The following is a 15,685-nucleotide window of genomic DNA, read 5'->3' as shown; positions in this document are numbered from 1 at the left end:
TGAAGCGACGAGGGTAGGCACTAGGAAATAGCCCCTCTTCCCCCGCCGCCACGTCAAGGTCGCCGCCGCTGAGGGAGAAGAGAGGAGATCCCGATCTCCGTTGGTTCAGTGAGACCTAGCGAATTTGCAGGGTCTTGGGCTGCTCCACCATGTGAATGGTGTCGACAAAGCGGGCGGTCTTGGACTGGCTGGAGATCACCAGGGACTGAGTCCGAGCGCCGCCGTGGAAGAAGCGCACCCCATTCATCAGCTCACCGGAGGTGATACCGGTGGCGGCAAACAGCACGGTTTCGCCAGAGGCCAGCTCATGGGCGTCGTAGACCTTGTCGATGTCGGTAATGCCCATTTCGTTCAGGCGGGCGATATTCGCCTCTTTGCTTTCCCCAATCAGGCCGGTTTTGACGACGGCGGGATCGTAGATCAGCTGGCCCTGGAAGTGGCCCCCCAGGCAACGCATGGCGGCGGCACTGATTACCCCTTCAGGGGCAGCCCCGATCCCCATCAGCGCGTGGGTGTTGGTTCCGGAAAAGGCGCAGGAGATGGCGGCTCCGACGTCGCCGTCGCCGATCAGCTTGACCCGAGCGCCGGCGTCGCGAATCTCTTTGATCAGATCGTTGTGGCGATCGCGCTTCATCACCACCACCACCAGCTCATCGATGGCGCGGTCGAGGCACTCGGCCAGAATCTTCAGGTTTTCGGTGGCCGATTTGTTGATGTCAACTTTCCCTTTGGCCTGGGGAGGCGCGGCCAGCTTCTTCATGTAGAAGTCGGGGGCAGCAAACAGACCGCCCTTTTCAGAAATGGCCAGCACCGCCATGGAGCCATTCTGACCGTAGGCCACCAGGTTGGTACCCTCGCAGGGGTCCACGGCAATGTCAATTTCCAGCAGTTCGTCGGGGTTGCAAAAGTCTTTGGCGTTGGGTTGGGTGCAAATGCCCACCTCTTCACCGATGTAGAGCATGGGGGCATCGTCCCGCTCGCCCTCGCCAATCACGATGCGACCGCGCATGTGAATTTTGTTCATGCGCTCCCGCATGGCTTCCACGGCGACCTGGTCAGCGATGTTTTTCTCGCCCTTGCCCATCCAGCGGGATGACGCGATCGCAGCCTGTTCCACAACCTCAATAATCTCAAGACCGAGGGTACTTTCCACCGAATCAATCCTCCAAACTGCCTATATTTAATGGGTTTTAGCGTTCCCCACCTCGATTTCTCAGTCTATCAGACGGTGGGATCAAGGCATAGAGAATCAGGGCACCGTATACTCGGACTCCACCGTTGGCAGCTCGCCGCGCTGCACCAGGGCCTGGTGAATCATCGCCACGATCTCGGCCCGAGTGGCCGCCTGGGCGGGCTTAATTTGGTCGCGGGCGGGGTAGTTGACCAGCAGGTTGTTGTCTGCGGCGGCGGCCACCTGGGGGATGGCCCACTCGGGCATGGCGTTGAAATCGATAAAGGGTTGCAGGGACTGCTCCGGGGCCGGTGGGGGTTCAAGCCCCAAACCCGACACCAGCGACACAATCACCTCGTAGCGGGGGACCGCCTGGTCGGGGCGAAAGTCGCCTTCGGGGTAGCCACTCATAAAGTCCTGGGCCACGGCCCGGTCAATCGCGGCCGCGGCCCAGTAGTTCTCGGGGACATCGCTAAAGTTAGACTCGGCGGCGGCGTCATTGCCGAAGGCCTGGCTGAGCAACGCCGCCAGTTCGGCCCGACTGAGGGGCTGATCGGGCTGAAATCCGCCCTCCGGGAAGTCCGGCAGGTAGCCCTGGTCAAACATGGGCCGAATGAAGGGATAGGCCCAGTGGGTGGGCGGGACGTCTGAAATGTCGAGGGGCTGGGTGGCGGCTCCCTGGGGGGCATCGGGCACCGTGGCTGGTGCAGCTGGAACGGGCTGAGCCTGTTGCCGTCCCGGAACCAGGATCGGCCGACGAGCTGGCCCCAGGCCCAGGAACCCACCCGTTCTACCGGGCAGGGGCTGGCCTGGGGGGACCGGCCTCAGGCCTGGCCTTGGCTCAACGGTGCGGGGCACAAACAGGCCCTCGGGCGGTTCGACCTCGGGCTCAGCGATCGCGCCCACCGGCTCCCGTCGCTGGAGCGGCGCAAAGCCTGTCCAAAGTTCCTGATTGCGGCTCAGGCCCCACCACAGGATGGAGCCTATGCCCAAAAAAGCCAGCACCACCGCCAGCAGCTCGTCGAAGTCCAGGATGCGGTTGCCGCGAGAGGGCGGTGCATCGGCAGAATGGGTCGGAGCGGACGGGGTGGGCTGGTCGGGGGGCAGGTTTACCATGGGTCAGGCCGGGGATAACGTCCAGGGTTATCCTACCAGAGCGGGCTGGCGCACCGGGATGACCGCAGGCTGGCCGGCCTCGTCGAGGTCGAGCTGGGCGCGATCGCCCTCCTCCAGGGTGCCGGTCAAGATCGCCTCGGCCAGGGTGTCCTCAACCAGACGAGCGATCGCCCGACGCATGGGGCGGGCACCGTAGCGCTGGTCGTAGCCCTCGCTGGCCAGCCGGTTGCGGAAGGCCTCGGAGAGGGTGACCACCATCTGGCGATCGGCCAGGCGCTTGTTGACCTGGTCCAGCATCAGATCGGCGATCTGATTCACCTCGTCGCGGGTGAGCTGGCGGAAGACAATGATCTCATCGATTCGGTTCAGCAGCTCGGGCCGGAAGTACTGCTTCATCTCCTCGTTGACCAGGTTGCGGATGTTGAGGTACTGGCTGGTGGCGGCATCGGTGGACGCCAGGTCAAAGCCCAGACCAGCGCCCCCCTTCTCGATCACCTGGGAGCCAATGTTGGAGGTCATGATAATCAGGGTGTTTTTAAAGCTCACCGATCGCCCCTTGGAGTCGGTCAGAACTCCGTCATCCAGCACCTGCAACAGCAGGTTAAAGACCTCGGGGTGCGCCTTCTCAATCTCATCCATCAGAATGACGCTGTAGGGCTGGCGACGCACCGCCTCGGTCAGCTGCCCGCCCTCGTCGTAGCCAACGAATCCGGGGGGCGAGCCGATCAGTTTGGAGACCGTGTGGCTCTCCATAAATTCGGACATGTCGAGGCGAATCATGGCGTCTTCGGAGCCAAACAGGGCTACGGCCAGGGCCTTGGACAGCTCCGTCTTACCTACCCCGGTGGGGCCAGAGAACACCAGACTGGCGATCGGGCGATCGGCGCTGGCCAGCCCCGATCGGGCCCGGCGAATGGCCTTGGCGGCGGCCATGACGGCCTCGTGCTGGCCAATCACCCGCTCGTGCAGCACATCTTCGAGGTGCAGCAGGCGCACGGCCTCGGTTTCGGTCATACGGTTGACCGGAATACCGGTCCAGGCGGCGACGATGTCGGCGATGTTTTCGTCATCGACCACTGGGGCCACGGGCAGGGTGCCAGCCGCTGCCTCACCGTACTCAGGAATGTCAGCCTGGAGCTGCTGCAAAACGCTCTGGCGCTCTTCGCGCAGCGCTTTAGCCTTGCCAAAGTCCTGCATCTGGATGGCTTCGTCGAGGTCGGCGTTGAGCTGGCGCAGCTGCTGCTTGAGCTCTTTGGAGGGGTACTTGGGCATGTACCGCAGCTTCACCTGGGAGCCCGCCTCGTCAATGAGATCGATGGCCTTGTCGGGCAGGTGGCGATCGCTGATGTAGCGATCGGAGAGCTTGGCCGCGGCCGCCAGAGCCTCATCGGTAAAGCTGACCTGGTGGAACTGCTCGTAGCGGCTGCGGATCCCCTGGAGAATTTCAATCGTTTCGTCCACCGAGGGTGGGTTGACCATCACGGGTTGAAAACGGCGCTCCAGGGCGGCATCGCGCTCGATGTGCTTGCGGAACTCGTCCAGGGTAGTGGCCCCAATACACTGCATTTCGCCCCGCGCCAGGGCAGGTTTGAGCATGTTAGCCGCATCCAGCCCCCCCTCCAGGGACCCGGCCCCAATCAGGGTGTGAATTTCGTCAATCACCAGCACCACGTCGGGGTCCTCGCGGACCTCGGCCACCAGCTGGGTGAGGCGCTCTTCAAAGTCGCCCCGGAAGCGGGTCCCCGATACCATGGAGCCCATGTCCAGACTGACCACCCGCTTGGTGAGCAGGGCCTCAGGGACATCCTGGTTGGCAATCCGCTGGGCCAGTCCTTCGGCGATCGCGGTTTTGCCCACGCCGGGCTCGCCCACCAGAATAGGGTTGTTCTTGGTGCGGCGACCCAAAATCTGCACCACCCGCTCGATTTCCTTGGCGCGACCGACGACGGGGTCAATCTTGCCCGCAGCGGCCAGCGCCGTCAGGTCGGTGCCAAACTCAGACAAGATTTTGCCGGGTTTACGGGCGCTGTCGCGATCGCTACTGCGACGCCCAGCGGGCAGGGCCGCCACTTCGCCCAGCTCTTGAATAATGCGAGTACGCACCTTGGCCGGGTCTACCCCCAGGTTGGTCAGCACCCGGTAGGCCACGCTCTCGGTGTTTTGACAGAGGCTCAGCAGCAGATGGGCAGGCTCAATGTAGGGCGAGTCTACCTTGCGGGCCTCCTGAAAGGCCTGCTCAAACACCTGCTTGACCTTGGGCGTAAAGGGAATTTCAGGCGGTACGCTGCCGCTGCCCCGGCCAATAATTGCTTCAACCTCGGCCCGGGCGTCGTTGAGGTTGACCCCAAACTCCCCCAGCACCTTAGCCGACAGGGTAGATTCTTCTTTGATCAGCCCCAGCAGCAGCTGCTCGGTGCCAACAAAGTTGTGGCGCAGCCGACGGGCCTCTTCCTGGGCCTTCATAATGACGGCAATGGCAGTGTTCGTGAAGTGTTCAAACATGGTGTTTAGTCGGTACCAGTTTCGGGAGGAGCAATGGAAAGACAAAAACTAATGCGTAGTCTCTAAATGTCTCTAAATAAGCGGGAAAGGCGACTGTCGGTCATACCGCGACAGGGCCGCCCTCAGCGCACTCAGAGCGCACTCAGAATATGTAGATAGCGACGGCGGTTCACTTATCAATACTTTACGTAACTGTACTCATAGTTCGCAGTGGGGAGAACCGTAGACCCTAGGTGGGGTTTCGGCCGCGCCTCCCCAAGCAAAATTTCGTAGCTGAATTTTCTATCAATAGCCTTTCCTTAAAAAATATTTACAATACTTAACCCCATTCTATAGCCTCAGGTTCAGCATCGGCAAATGGCTGGAGCGAATCCACAAAATAAGGCAACCGCTCCAAAAAAATCGCTCTATCATGGCAGAGCCATCATCGTAAAACTGCGCTGCCGACGGCCAATCGACGCCCAACCAAAAGCCCAGTCCAAAGCCTTCGTCAAAAGAATAGACAAGGCTTTTTGGCCAATGCATCGCTTGCCCTAATACCCGCTAAAATCAGTACACATACACTATATATCTCCAGTCAACCGTGACCGTTGCCATAGAATTTGCCAGTTCAGAGGATCTTCGAGCCGCGTTGGGGCGCTGGCTCGAAGACTATGGCCACAGCGTCCATCGACAGGTGCCCTGTCCCGACGGCGGCGTGGTAGATCTGCTGACGCCCATGTACGCCGTTTTTTGCCCCCCCAGCCTGGCGCCGTCAGACTTTTGGGCCGCGGTAGATGCAATCCAGGCGCACCAGGCGAACTTCCCTGACCAGCGCCCCGTGATCGCGGGCCTCACGCCAGCGGCGGATCAGGAAACCACCTTTGGCATTGCCGAGCAGGTCAAGGCCAAGGGGATTGAGGTCTGGTTTCTCGACCAGATGCCTCCTTTTGTGGAGTATTTCACCGGGCTGGCGGACGAACCACCCCCGGCGGTGTCGGAAGGCTTCAATCGGCGCAATCCTTTAGCCGGGTGCTTGATTTCCCTGGGGATGGCCGCCATCCTCAGCGCCAGTTTCTGGCTGGCCTACCGCATTCTCGATCGCCACCAGATGCAGGTTTCGAGCAATAGCCAGGAAAACCGTGCCTGGGAGCAACTCCACGGCGCAGTCGAGGTCTGGGATATCGATTCGGCCCTGACCAGCCTCGATCGCCTGGGCAATAGCCGCAGTCCCTGTGTATCCCAGTTTGCCGATCGCTTCGAGACCAGTTTGCGGCAGCGCGGCTCCGATGGCTTCCGGGATATCAACCCGATTAAGCGCGCCCTCAATATGGAGAACAACTGCCGCCTGGAGATCCGCGAGTACGACTTCTCCCAATAGCCAAGGCGCAGGGCAGAGCCGAAGCGCTAGCCACCATCAGTCACAACCCGACGTCAAGCATGGCCCCCGTCTGGGGAAGAACTCGGGGGTGCGTCCGGCGTTGCAGCCTGGCAGGGCACAGCCCCTGCCTGTTGAGACTCAAGCTCAACTGAATTCTGCTCCCTCGGGGATTTCGTTGAACGCCGCGCAGGGGAACCAGCCAACCCGCTATTCCACGGGGCACTACGTCCTGCCTTAATAAAACTTAACTCCTACCTGTTGAGAATGATTCCGATTTGTGGTCAAATCACCTTATTGAGTTTTCTTCTCAATAAGCGTTTCAGAAGCGTTGTGTTGATCTGACCTTTGTAAGGATTCATTCGCTATGCAAACCTATGGCAATTCCGACGTGACCTATGACTGGTGGGCTGGCAACGCCCGCTTTGCCAACCTGTCGGGTTACTTTATCGCCGCCCACGTGGGTCAGGCGGCGCTGATCACGCTTTGGGCCGGGGCTTTTACGCTGTTTGAGCTGTCCTGGTTTGACCCCACCTTGCCGATGGGCGAACAGGGCCTGATTTTGCTGCCCCACCTGGCCACCCTGGGCTTTGGTATTGGGGACGGCGGTCAGGTAGTCGATACCTACCCCTACTTTGTGGTAGGAGCCATTCACCTGATTTCCTCTGCCGTGCTCGGGGCCGGGGCGCTGTTTCACGCCTTTAAAGCGCCAGCCAACCTGAAAGATGCTCAAGGCCAGGCCCGCAAGTTTCACTTTGAGTGGGATAACCCGGCCCAGCTCGGCATGATTTTGGGCCATCATCTGCTGTTTTTGGGAGCTGGAGCGCTGCTGCTGGTGGCCAAAGCCACCACCTGGGGCGGCCTTTACGACGCCACAACCCAGACTGTGCGTTTGGTGCAACCCACCCTCGACCCGCTGGTGATCTACGGCTACCAAACCCACTTTGCCAGCGTAAACAACCTCGAGGACCTGGTCGGCGGTCACGTATTTGTTGGTGTACTGCTGATTGCCGGGGGCATCTGGCACATTCTGGTACCGCCCCTGAAGTGGGCCAGAAACGTGCTGCTGTTTTCCGGTGAAGCAATTTTGTCTTACTCGTTGGGCGGTATTGCCCTGGCCGGGTTCGTGGCCTCCTACTTCTGCGCCGTCAACACCCTGGCCTACCCGGTGGAATTTTACGGCCCACCCCTGGCAGTCAGACTGGGTATTATGCCCTACTTTGCTGACACCGTGGTGCTGCCGCTCAATGCCCACACCTCTCGCTGCTGGTTAGCCAACGCGCACTTCATTCTGGCGTTCTTGTTCTTGCAGGGCCATCTGTGGCACGCCCTGCGCGCCATTGGGTTCGACTTTCGCCGGGTAGAAAAGGCCCTGAGTACGGTCGAACCGTAATCCAGTGTTGGGTTAACTTCTCCTCTCTTGGGGGGCATATAGGGCTCCAACATCCTGCCCCCCTTTTCTCTTCGATTGTAACGCTCAATCCTATGTCTCCACCTACCCTTCCCGACGCGGTATGGCTCAACGTCAGCCCCAGCTTTGAGCGGTTTGACCACAAGCTGCTGGGCAGTCTGGCCCGCTACGTAGAGGTGGCCCACTGGGCCTACCGCCAAACCCCAGAGGAGCCCAGCTCCCTGGCTATTGCCGTCACCCTGCTCCATGACTATCTGAAAAACCATGACCGCCCGGTGCATTTGCTCGGCCATGGTACTGGCGGGCTGGTGGGGTTGCTCTACGCCCGCCAGAATCCCCACCGGGTGAAGTCGCTGACCCTGCTGGCGGTGGGAGTCAACCCCATGGTTGACTGGCAGGCCCACTACTACGCCCAGCTCGAACGTTTGCCCTGCAGTCGGCGACAGGTGCTTACCCAGATGGTCTACAGCCTGTTTGGCTACCAGGCACGGCCCCTGGTGCCCGGCTGGGTCAATCTGCTGGAGCAGGATTTGCTCCACTCGGTGTCGCCCCACTCGTTGCTGAAGCGGGTTAGCCTCTGCCCCGGCAGCGTGGCGGTGCCCCTGCTGGTGTGCGGCGGCGAAGACGACTTTGTGGTTGACCCGACCCAGCTGCGGGGGTGGCAGCCGTGGCTCAAAGCGGGCGATCGCATTGCCCTGTGCCCCGGCCGCCATTTCTTTCACGCCGACTACGCCCACCCGGTGGTCAGCCAAATTCTCAGTTTTTGGGGCACCACCGACTCTGTACTGCTATCACCGCCGAGGCTGACCATTTCCTAACCTCGCTTGCCATCGGTTGCCACGCTGTTATCCAGAGTTTCTATGCCTTCTGCCACCCTGCTCGCCGTTCTGGTCCCCCTGGGCATATGGGTCTTGGTGCTGGCCTTTGTCCTGGCGGTGTTGCTGGCGGTCAATGACGGGATCCAGCGGCTGCGGCGATTGCACCAGGTGCCCTGCTTTCGCTGTCGGTACTACACGGGCAGCCCCTACCTCAAGTGCCCGGTGCGTCCCACAGAAGCCGCCTCCGAAGCCGCCCTCCACTGCACCGATTACGAAGCCGTTGCGCTGAGGCCGCTGCATTCGCCCAGCCGACCTTACCTCAAAAAACGCCTTTGGCGGCCGTTTACCAGCTCCCAACCCTAGCTCTCCAGTCCCTCACCCCACCCAAGCCCATGCTCCACCCCCAACTGTCCGTTCTGCAAACCTTTGACGCCAGATCTGCGCTGCCACCCCTGGGCGATCGCGTCTGGCTGATTGAGCAGGGCATTGTGCGCGCGCTCACCTGGACCGCCGAGGGGCAGGTCACGACGGTGGGTATTTGGGGCCAGGGCGATATTGTCGGTCTGCCGCTGACTCGCCTCAGCCCCTACCGAATGGAGTGCCTGACTCAGGTGACGGTGACAGAGGTCACCGTTGACACGCAAACTCGCTTCTGGCGGCAGCTCTTGCTCAACCATCTCTGCTGTAGTCAGGAACTGTTTTGCGTGGTGCAAACTCCCTGCCTGGCGGAACGACTGCTGCAGTTGCTGCACTGGCTGGCCCACCGGTTTGGTTACCAAACTCCGGAGGGCACCGTGTTGCCGCCGCTGTTGACCCACAAGCAGCTCTCCGAGGTCTTGGGCAGCAGTCGGGTGACTGTGACCCGCCTGCTCAACAGTCTGGAGCAGCAGGGGCAGCTGGTGCGATTCAGAAAGCGCCGGGGCGATAACCGTCACCATGGCGCTATGCCGGGTTCGAGTCGAGCTATTTTGCTGTCCCAGCGCCAGCCCCTGTCCCACTGGGGATAAGGCCTGTTGGGCTGGCTATTTCCACCAGGCTTTCCTCCAGCCCTCTGCTGGGATGGGCTGCTGGTCCGTAAACTCCAACCAGGAATACGTAGCCCTAGACCACCGCGGCGGCGGGGCTTTCGGCCCTGATTAGCCGCCCGTCTTCCATGTGAATGATGCGGTGGGCGATGTCGAGGATGCGGTTGTCGTGGGTGACCAGCAGAATGGTACAGCCCTGCTCCTGGGCCAGGCGCTGCATGAGCTGCACCACTTCTCGGCCTGACTGACTGTCGAGGGCGGCGGTGGGTTCGTCCGCCAGAATCAGCTTGGGCTGGGTGACCAGGGCGCGGGCGATCGCCACCCGCTGCTTTTGCCCCCCCGAGAGGTTGTCGGGTCGGTAGTTGACCCGATGCCCCAGCCCCACGGCCTCCAGCATGGCGGTGGCCTGAGCGGTGCGATCGTCGTAGGTGAGGGTCGGCTGCAGGCGCAGGGCCATGCGCACGTTTTCCTGGGCGGTCAAACAGTCCAGCAGGTTGTGGGCCTGAAAAATGTAGCCAATCCGGCTGCGCAGCCGAACCAGCTGCTGCTTGCTGGCCCCTAGCAGCTCCTCACCCAAAATCTTGAGGCTCCCCTGCTGGGCCGACCTCAGCCCCCCCATCAGGCTCAGCAGCGTCGTCTTGCCGCTGCCGGATGGCCCTGTCAAAATCACAATTTCCCCCGGTTGAATGGCGAGGTCAATGTCGATCAGCACCGGCTTGGCCAGGGAACCTTTGCCAAAGGCGTGGTGCAATCCCTGAATATTGACGACAGGTTCCATAGCAGCCTCTCCAGCCCAAAATCCCAACTCTAAAACTTCCTAAAACACGTCGGCGGGGTCAGCCGATCGCAGTTTCCGCACCGCGATCGCCGCCGACAGTACCCCCATCACCAGGGTCATCGAAAACACCTGGAGCCCTACCCCCAGGCGCATCAGCACCGCCACTCCGGTGAGGTTGCTCAGCAGGGCGTAGAGGCCCAGCGAGCACAGAATGCCGGGTATGAATCCTAGCACCGCCAGAATGGTGGCCTCCTGGAACACCACCAGCAGAAGCTGGCGGTCCGAGTAGCCAATTGCCTTCAGGGTGGCGTACTCCGACAGGTGATCGTTGACGTCTGAATACAGCACCTGGTAAACAATCACGACCCCCACCACAAAACCCATGATGGTGCCGAAGTCAAAAATAATGCCGGCCGGTTCCTTGGCCCAGTAGCTCTGCTCCAGCTCGATCAGCTCAGCATGGCTCAGGGCTTTGATCTCCGTGGGCAACAAACGCTCCAGCTCGGCAATCACAGTGGGTCCATCGGCCCCCGGTTCCAGCTTGAGCACCCCAGCGTGGAGCTGATTGGCCTGGGCGGCCCCAAACAGCCGCAGGTAGTTGACATCGCTGATGACAATGTGGCCCCGTTTGAAGATGTTGCTGCCCAGGGAGTAGGTGCCATTGACCCGCATCTTGCGGCCCTGCACTTCGATCGGAGTGTCCTGGCCCGCCGCAAACTCCACGGCAATGTTGCCCAGCGAGGGCAGCGACTGGGTATCAAACAGCATGCGATCGCTCTGTTCGACCAGAGCCAGCTGATTGTTGATGGCGGGGAGGGTCATTACCGGCTGAGCCGGGTTCAGGGCAATCACGGTAATGTTGGTGGTCTTGCGATTGTCGGGGTTTACCCAGCTGGCCGTGTTGTAGTAAAACGGTCGGGCGGAGGCCACCCCAGGCACCGCGGCGGCCCGATAAAGCTGGGGCTTGTCAAAGGTTTCGTTGCCCAGGAACTGGCTCTTTTCGTTGATCAAAAACACGTCGCCATCCAGGCTGGCGGGCACGTTGGTCGTGCCGCTAAACATCGCTGAGCGAAAGCCCAGCTGCATAAAGATCAAAATGTTGGCGAAGGAGATACCTGACAGCGCCACCAGCAACCGCACCCGCTGGTGCGAGAGCTGAGACCAGGCCAGAGGTTTTTCCTGACGGGGGAAAGGTAACTTGCCAAAGACCATGGATCGCCCGTGGTAAAGAATGCGGTCACTGTTTTAACCGTTGCCCCAGGGCACCGGTTCCGCCCGGTGGTGGGCCCTAACCGAGCTAATCCACTCGAATTTTGACCCGCACTTGCATGTAGGTCAGCGCGGCAACCTGCTGGCTATCGGCGGGGTCAAGTTTAATTTTGGCCTCCACCACGCGGGCATTGCTGTCGGCGGCTGGGTCCGAGTTGAGCACATCGGTTTTGCGGATTTGCAGCCCAATGGCTTCCACCTCGCCCCGAAGGGTGTTGGTAAAGCCGCCGTTTTCGCTGGTAATCTCGGCCCGCTGGCCGATCGCCAGCTTCGGTACGTCGGTTTCGTAGATCTCGGCAATCACCACCATCTGGTCGGTTTGACCCAGATCCACAATTCCCTGATCGGGGTTGACCCGTTCCCCCACCCGCGTGTTGATCCGCAAAATTTGTCCCGCCACGGGCACCCGCACGTAGAAGTCTTCCAGGTCGGCCCTGGCCCGGTCGAGCTGGCTTTGGGCATAGGCCACCTCGGCCTGGGCAACACTCACATCCACCGGGCGGACTTCGCTGAGCTGGGCCAGGCTGGCGGTGGCGGACTGAATCTGAGCGCTCAGGGTTTGGCGGCTGCCAGCCAGCTGAGCCTCGGCCTGCCGAAGACTGGCGCGGGCGGTATCCAGGTTCTTTCGTTGGCTGTCCAATTCAGTGGCGCTGACGGCCCCTCGGCTGTAGAGCTGCTGGTAGCGATCGTAGTCGGCCTCGGCCTGGCGCAGGGTGGCGGCCGCCCCGACGATCGCCGCCTGATTTTGCTGCTCCGCCGCCCGCAGCTCCGCTTCGAGCTGTCGAATTGTGGCCTGCTGGGCCGTCTGCTGGCTGGGGGTGGCGGCGGCGGTTTGGGCCTGGTTCACCCTGGCCCGCTGTAGGGCAACGTTTTGTTCGGCCTCGGCCACCTCGGCTTGAAGCTTTTCAATGCCCTGGAGGGTGGCAATGATCTGGTTGGCCTCCACTCGATCGCCCTCCCGAACCAGCAGCTGGTTCACCCGGCTGTCCTGGGCGTTGGCCACCGACAGCTTGATCACCGATGAGGTCGGCTCAATCCGGCCCAGGGCCGCCACCGTGGGCACTGGCGCAGGGGTGGCGGTCGTTACCGGGGCCGGGCGGGTGAGGTGCGATCGCGCCGCATACACCCCCCAGCCACTGATCAGTAGCAGCAGCGCAGCGGCAGCCCAGCGGTAACCATTAGTCTTGGCGGTGATGGCTTTGAGAGTCATAGGTCCCGAACGGGGTATCAACTTAAGCCGAGACAGGTTGACCGTACCAGGGATTGGGCAGTTGTGACGAAGAAGACCGCCTAGGCATAGGTAACTCTGTGAAGGTACTAGATTGAAGCCCAGCGGCAAAGCCAAACGAAGATCCTGCAAGAGATTCATCAAGCGCGATGGACGCCGCCTACGATCGCCCCCGACAGCGTAACCCTCTTACGAGAAATTCGGGGATACGATGAGTGAACCCACCCGCTGTGTGGTTGATGCCAGCGTTGCCATTAAGCTTTTTATTGAGCAAGAAGGCTCAGCCCAAGCAGAGGCACTTTTTGAGAAACTGAGCACTCAGCCAGACACTGAGTTGTATGTTCCTGAGCTGTTCTTTGCCGAATGCGCTAATGTGCTCTGGCAGTACGTGCGCCGGGCTAACTATCCGGCGGATAAAGCAAAGGCTAGTTTGGCTCGATTGAGGGCGTTGTCCTTACAAGCAATCGGTATTCAAGAGGTTGTTAGTGAGGCGTTGGAAATTGCGATCGCCCACAATATTTCAGCCTATGATGCCTGCTTTCAGATAGCTCAACATGGGTATCAACTTAAGCCGAGACAGGTTGACCGTACCAGGGATTGGGCAGTTGTGACGAAGAAGACCGCCTAGGCATAGGTAACTCTGTGAAGGTACTCAAGACGGACTCAAAGAGGTCAGGAAACTCCTGGCCAAAGAGTCGCTGAGCCGCTGTCGTACCATCAGGACGCTTGAGGTCAAAATTGTGGAGGACAGTGAGCACCGTCAATGCCTGGGCTGAAAAGCCACGGGAGGCGTGATGTCGTTGGGCGAGATAGCCATTGCGGCCCTCCACGGCTGAGGAGGTGCGTTGATAGTTGGCACACATCCGTCGGCCCCATTGAATCCAGCACAAGAGTTCCTCCTGCTGAAGAGTGAGGGTGATCTCAGCGGCCATCACCGCATCAAAGGCGTCACTAGCGGCCTGCTGGTAGCGATGCTTGAGGTGAGAGGTGCGGGTTTTATTGGCTTGCTGCAACCAATATAGCCAAGGCAATAGGACGGTTAAGACCCAGTTTTGCAGCTCAGGGTCATGGGTTTGGGTCGATAGGGCTTGAGTGACCCAATGCCACCAGGCGTGAACGCCTTGGGCTAACGCCGGGATCTGGCGTTCAAAGGTCGCCACCGCTGCCACCGCCGAGGCTCCCCCATAGTTTGCAGCCAGGGCGTTGAGGGTGGGCAGTAGGGCACTCAGTCGAGTCGATAGGTCGGTGGCTAGTTGCCATTGGGCGCGCTCCAACTCGAAGGGATGAACACTCAGACTGATGGCCTGTCGCGTTAGACGGTAACGCTGTTGGTCCTCGATAACGCGCTGTTGCTGGTTAACCACCGCGTCATACTGAGCCTGAAGGGCTGTCTGAGTCTCCTCCGTAGACGCTTGACTTAGGCGGTGCAGCAGTTGCCTGGCTTGCTTATCCAACTGCGCCAACTGCTGCCCCTGACTCCGCCCTAGCGGTCGTCCCAGATTGCGCAGGGTATGGAATAAGTCCGCCACACTGACCGTGCCTAAGCCGGTTGTGGCCAATTTAATCAGCGCCCGAGCATCGTCGCTGACCAAGCTATGACAGGTCCATCCAGCTGATTCCCACCCCGGTGGGAGCTGCGCTTTCCAGGTGCTGTAGGTGCGCTCTTTCGTTTCGACTTCGGTGAAAATAAAGCCGCTGGCCAACTCCATCAGCACCAGGGTGGGTAATCCAAAAAAGGTTTCATCGGCCCCCAACCAGACCCCTTGGCCCTCAGTCGGTTGGCAGCGCTCAGCTTGAGCGCTGCCGTACTCAACGATAGCTGTCTCCACTCGATGTTTGAGTTGTCGTAATGCTGTGGCCGAACTACCCATGTGAGTGTCCAGATGAATCGCCTTAAAGAACGCCGATAGGCTCTCGGCTCCAACCCCTTGCTTAATCCCAAAGTGATACACCACCGCTATCACCAGGCGTACTAGCCACGGATATCCCACCGCTGTTTCCCACCAGCCTGACTCAGGGTGTTGCTCAGCGCGGTCTATCGACTGCCGATGGCGATGAACACTGCTGCGGCTCAATCCCGTCGCCTCAGCTAGCGCACTCAGCGCCGCTCGACCTTGCGTTCTCAAACATTCGGCCACCTGTTGTCGCCGCTCTCGTATAGTAGAGGTCATCGTTCCCGTTTTGAATTCGTACCGGTAACGATACCGGGCTCTGGGCGCTGCCGCAGAGCCTTTTATCTCTTCTCGATAGGGTGCTTATTGATACGTTGCACTGAAGCTCCCTTTGTCCCGCTTTACGTTGATACCCCCCGAACGTCCAGGTAGGGCTATGGTTAAAAACGCGGCAGTTTTTATCAAACGTTGTTTCTAAAGTGCCCCTGGATCAGGTATAACTACCAGTCAGGACGCCGTGATTTTTGGGTATTTGCGGGAACGCTAATGGGGCATATCTGAGAGCGAAGATAATGGCCAAACCTTCCTATAAATCTATCAACGACCCCCAGGCAGGCGACAAAATTCAACAGTTTCGCCAGGACCTCGACCAGGAATTAGAACATGCGATTGAGGGGCACGAGTTTAAGATGGTCTACATCGGTATCGCCACCCTAATTGCCTTTGCCTCGGTTATTTACTTGGCCTGGAAATACTAAATAAAATCGATCTTTAATAGTTAGATTTAAGCTAAAAAACAAAAGCTGCGGATGTCCTCTATCCGCAGCTTTTATCTGTTAAAGAGGCGCAGGGCAGAGCCGAAGCGCTAGCCACCATCAGTCACAACCCGACGTCAAGCATGGCCCCCGTCTGGGGAAGAACTCGGGGGTGCGTCCGGCGTTGCAGCCTGGCAGGGCACAGCCCCTGCCTGTTGAGACTCAAGCTCAACCGTTTTGAATTCGTACCGGTAACGATACCGGGCTCTGGGCGCTGCCGCAGAGCCTTTTATCTCTTCTCGATAGGGTGCTTATTGATACGTTGCACTGAAGCTCCCTTTGTCCCGCTTTACGTTGATACCC

The 15,685-nt window shown here is 59.9% G+C and carries 14 protein-coding genes; 7 read left to right on the top strand and 7 right to left on the bottom strand.

Going from position 1 to position 15,685, the window contains the following annotated elements:
- Positions 1-115 precede the first annotated feature (115 nt).
- From glpX to NF78_RS18155, 3 genes are all read right to left on the bottom strand, one after another.
- Positions 116-1,153 carry a class II fructose-bisphosphatase gene (gene glpX / locus NF78_RS18165; RefSeq protein ID WP_035990597.1) on the bottom strand — a complete coding sequence of 346 codons (1,038 nt, stop codon included), beginning with the start codon at positions 1,151-1,153 and terminating at the stop codon, positions 116-118.
- Positions 1,154-1,249: 96 nt separating this feature from the next.
- A complete protein-coding gene (locus tag NF78_RS18160) occupies positions 1,250-2,287 on the bottom strand; it encodes an S-layer homology domain-containing protein (RefSeq protein WP_052050719.1) in 1,038 nt (345 codons plus the stop codon).
- A 27-nt stretch (positions 2,288-2,314) separates the two neighbouring features.
- Complete coding sequence (locus NF78_RS18155; RefSeq protein WP_035990595.1) at positions 2,315-4,789, bottom strand: ATP-dependent Clp protease ATP-binding subunit; 2,475 nt, start codon at positions 4,787-4,789, stop codon at positions 2,315-2,317.
- 583 nt (positions 4,790-5,372) lie between these two features.
- Here NF78_RS18155 and NF78_RS18150 point away from each other — a divergent pair.
- From NF78_RS18150 to NF78_RS18130, 5 genes are all read left to right on the top strand, one after another.
- Entirely contained in the window at positions 5,373-6,149 is a 777-nt protein-coding gene (locus NF78_RS18150) for a hypothetical protein (RefSeq protein WP_156119871.1), read from the top strand.
- 364 nt (positions 6,150-6,513) lie between these two features.
- Positions 6,514-7,539, top strand: a complete 1,026-nt coding sequence (locus tag NF78_RS18145; RefSeq protein ID WP_035990591.1) for a chlorophyll a/b binding light-harvesting protein — start codon at positions 6,514-6,516, stop codon at positions 7,537-7,539.
- A gap of 92 nt (positions 7,540-7,631) precedes the next feature.
- Complete coding sequence (locus NF78_RS18140) at positions 7,632-8,375, top strand: alpha/beta fold hydrolase (protein WP_035990589.1); 744 nt, start codon at positions 7,632-7,634, stop codon at positions 8,373-8,375.
- A 42-nt stretch (positions 8,376-8,417) separates the two neighbouring features.
- Entirely contained in the window at positions 8,418-8,738 is a 321-nt protein-coding gene (locus NF78_RS18135) for a hypothetical protein (protein WP_052050718.1), read from the top strand.
- A 29-nt stretch (positions 8,739-8,767) separates the two neighbouring features.
- The gene (locus NF78_RS18130) at positions 8,768-9,382 is read left to right on the top strand and encodes a Crp/Fnr family transcriptional regulator (RefSeq protein WP_052050717.1); all 615 of its coding nucleotides are present in this window, start codon (positions 8,768-8,770) and stop codon (positions 9,380-9,382) included.
- Between the two features lie 94 nt (positions 9,383-9,476).
- Here the strand turns inward: NF78_RS18130 and NF78_RS18125 are convergent, their stop codons facing one another.
- From NF78_RS18125 to NF78_RS18115, 3 genes are all read right to left on the bottom strand, one after another.
- Positions 9,477-10,178 (bottom strand): DevA family ABC transporter ATP-binding protein, encoded by a 702-nt coding sequence (locus NF78_RS18125; RefSeq protein WP_035990587.1) that lies wholly within the window; start codon positions 10,176-10,178, stop codon positions 9,477-9,479.
- 39 nt (positions 10,179-10,217) lie between these two features.
- The gene (devC, locus tag NF78_RS18120) at positions 10,218-11,390 is read right to left on the bottom strand and encodes an ABC transporter permease DevC (protein ID WP_035990585.1); all 1,173 of its coding nucleotides are present in this window, start codon (positions 11,388-11,390) and stop codon (positions 10,218-10,220) included.
- Between the two features lie 85 nt (positions 11,391-11,475).
- Positions 11,476-12,657, bottom strand: a complete 1,182-nt coding sequence (locus tag NF78_RS18115; protein WP_035990584.1) for an HlyD family efflux transporter periplasmic adaptor subunit — start codon at positions 12,655-12,657, stop codon at positions 11,476-11,478.
- Positions 12,658-12,886: 229 nt separating this feature from the next.
- On the opposite strand from NF78_RS18115, the gene NF78_RS29755 reads away from it, so the two are divergent.
- On the top strand, positions 12,887-13,303 hold the full coding sequence (locus NF78_RS29755) for a type II toxin-antitoxin system VapC family toxin (protein ID WP_052050195.1): 417 nt from the start codon (positions 12,887-12,889) through the stop codon (positions 13,301-13,303).
- Here the strand turns inward: NF78_RS29755 and NF78_RS31335 are convergent.
- Positions 13,242-14,846: a DUF6399 domain-containing protein gene (locus NF78_RS31335; protein WP_035990582.1), complete on the bottom strand. Its 1,605-nt coding sequence runs from the start codon at positions 14,844-14,846 to the stop codon at positions 13,242-13,244. The genes NF78_RS29755 and NF78_RS31335 overlap by 62 nt on opposite strands.
- A 293-nt stretch (positions 14,847-15,139) precedes the next feature.
- On the opposite strand from NF78_RS31335, the gene NF78_RS18105 reads away from it, so the two are divergent.
- Positions 15,140-15,325 carry a hypothetical protein gene (locus NF78_RS18105; RefSeq protein WP_035990581.1) on the top strand — a complete coding sequence of 62 codons (186 nt, stop codon included), beginning with the start codon at positions 15,140-15,142 and terminating at the stop codon, positions 15,323-15,325.
- The last annotated feature ends 360 nt before the right edge of the window (positions 15,326-15,685 follow it).

Origin of the sequence: Leptolyngbya sp. KIOST-1 (genome assembly GCF_000763385.1) — a bacterium.
Lineage (GTDB): Bacteria > Cyanobacteriota > Cyanobacteriia > Phormidesmidales > Phormidesmidaceae > Nodosilinea.
Note: the sequence above shows the minus strand (reverse complement) of the source record. Positions and strands in the feature narration are given on the sequence as shown.

Excerpts from the sequence above, each read along its gene's own strand:
- NF78_RS18105 (WP_035990581.1), top strand. The coding sequence starts at position 15,140 with ATGGCCAAACCTTCCTATAAATCTATCAACGACCCCCAGGCAGGCGAC.
- NF78_RS18140 (WP_035990589.1), top strand. The coding sequence starts at position 7,632 with ATGTCTCCACCTACCCTTCCCGACGCGGTATGGCTCAACGTCAGCCCC.
- NF78_RS18145 (WP_035990591.1), top strand. The coding sequence starts at position 6,514 with ATGCAAACCTATGGCAATTCCGACGTGACCTATGACTGGTGGGCTGGC.
- NF78_RS29755 (WP_052050195.1), top strand. The coding sequence starts at position 12,887 with ATGAGTGAACCCACCCGCTGTGTGGTTGATGCCAGCGTTGCCATTAAG.
- NF78_RS31335 (WP_035990582.1), bottom strand. The coding sequence starts at position 14,846 with ATGACCTCTACTATACGAGAGCGGCGACAACAGGTGGCCGAATGTTTG.
- NF78_RS18115 (WP_035990584.1), bottom strand. The coding sequence starts at position 12,657 with ATGACTCTCAAAGCCATCACCGCCAAGACTAATGGTTACCGCTGGGCT.
- NF78_RS18135 (WP_052050718.1), top strand. The coding sequence starts at position 8,418 with ATGCCTTCTGCCACCCTGCTCGCCGTTCTGGTCCCCCTGGGCATATGG.
- NF78_RS18160 (WP_052050719.1), bottom strand. The coding sequence starts at position 2,287 with ATGGTAAACCTGCCCCCCGACCAGCCCACCCCGTCCGCTCCGACCCAT.
- devC (WP_035990585.1), bottom strand. The coding sequence starts at position 11,390 with ATGGTCTTTGGCAAGTTACCTTTCCCCCGTCAGGAAAAACCTCTGGCC.
- NF78_RS18155 (WP_035990595.1), bottom strand. The coding sequence starts at position 4,789 with ATGTTTGAACACTTCACGAACACTGCCATTGCCGTCATTATGAAGGCC.
- NF78_RS18125 (WP_035990587.1), bottom strand. The coding sequence starts at position 10,178 with ATGGAACCTGTCGTCAATATTCAGGGATTGCACCACGCCTTTGGCAAA.
- NF78_RS18130 (WP_052050717.1), top strand. The coding sequence starts at position 8,768 with ATGCTCCACCCCCAACTGTCCGTTCTGCAAACCTTTGACGCCAGATCT.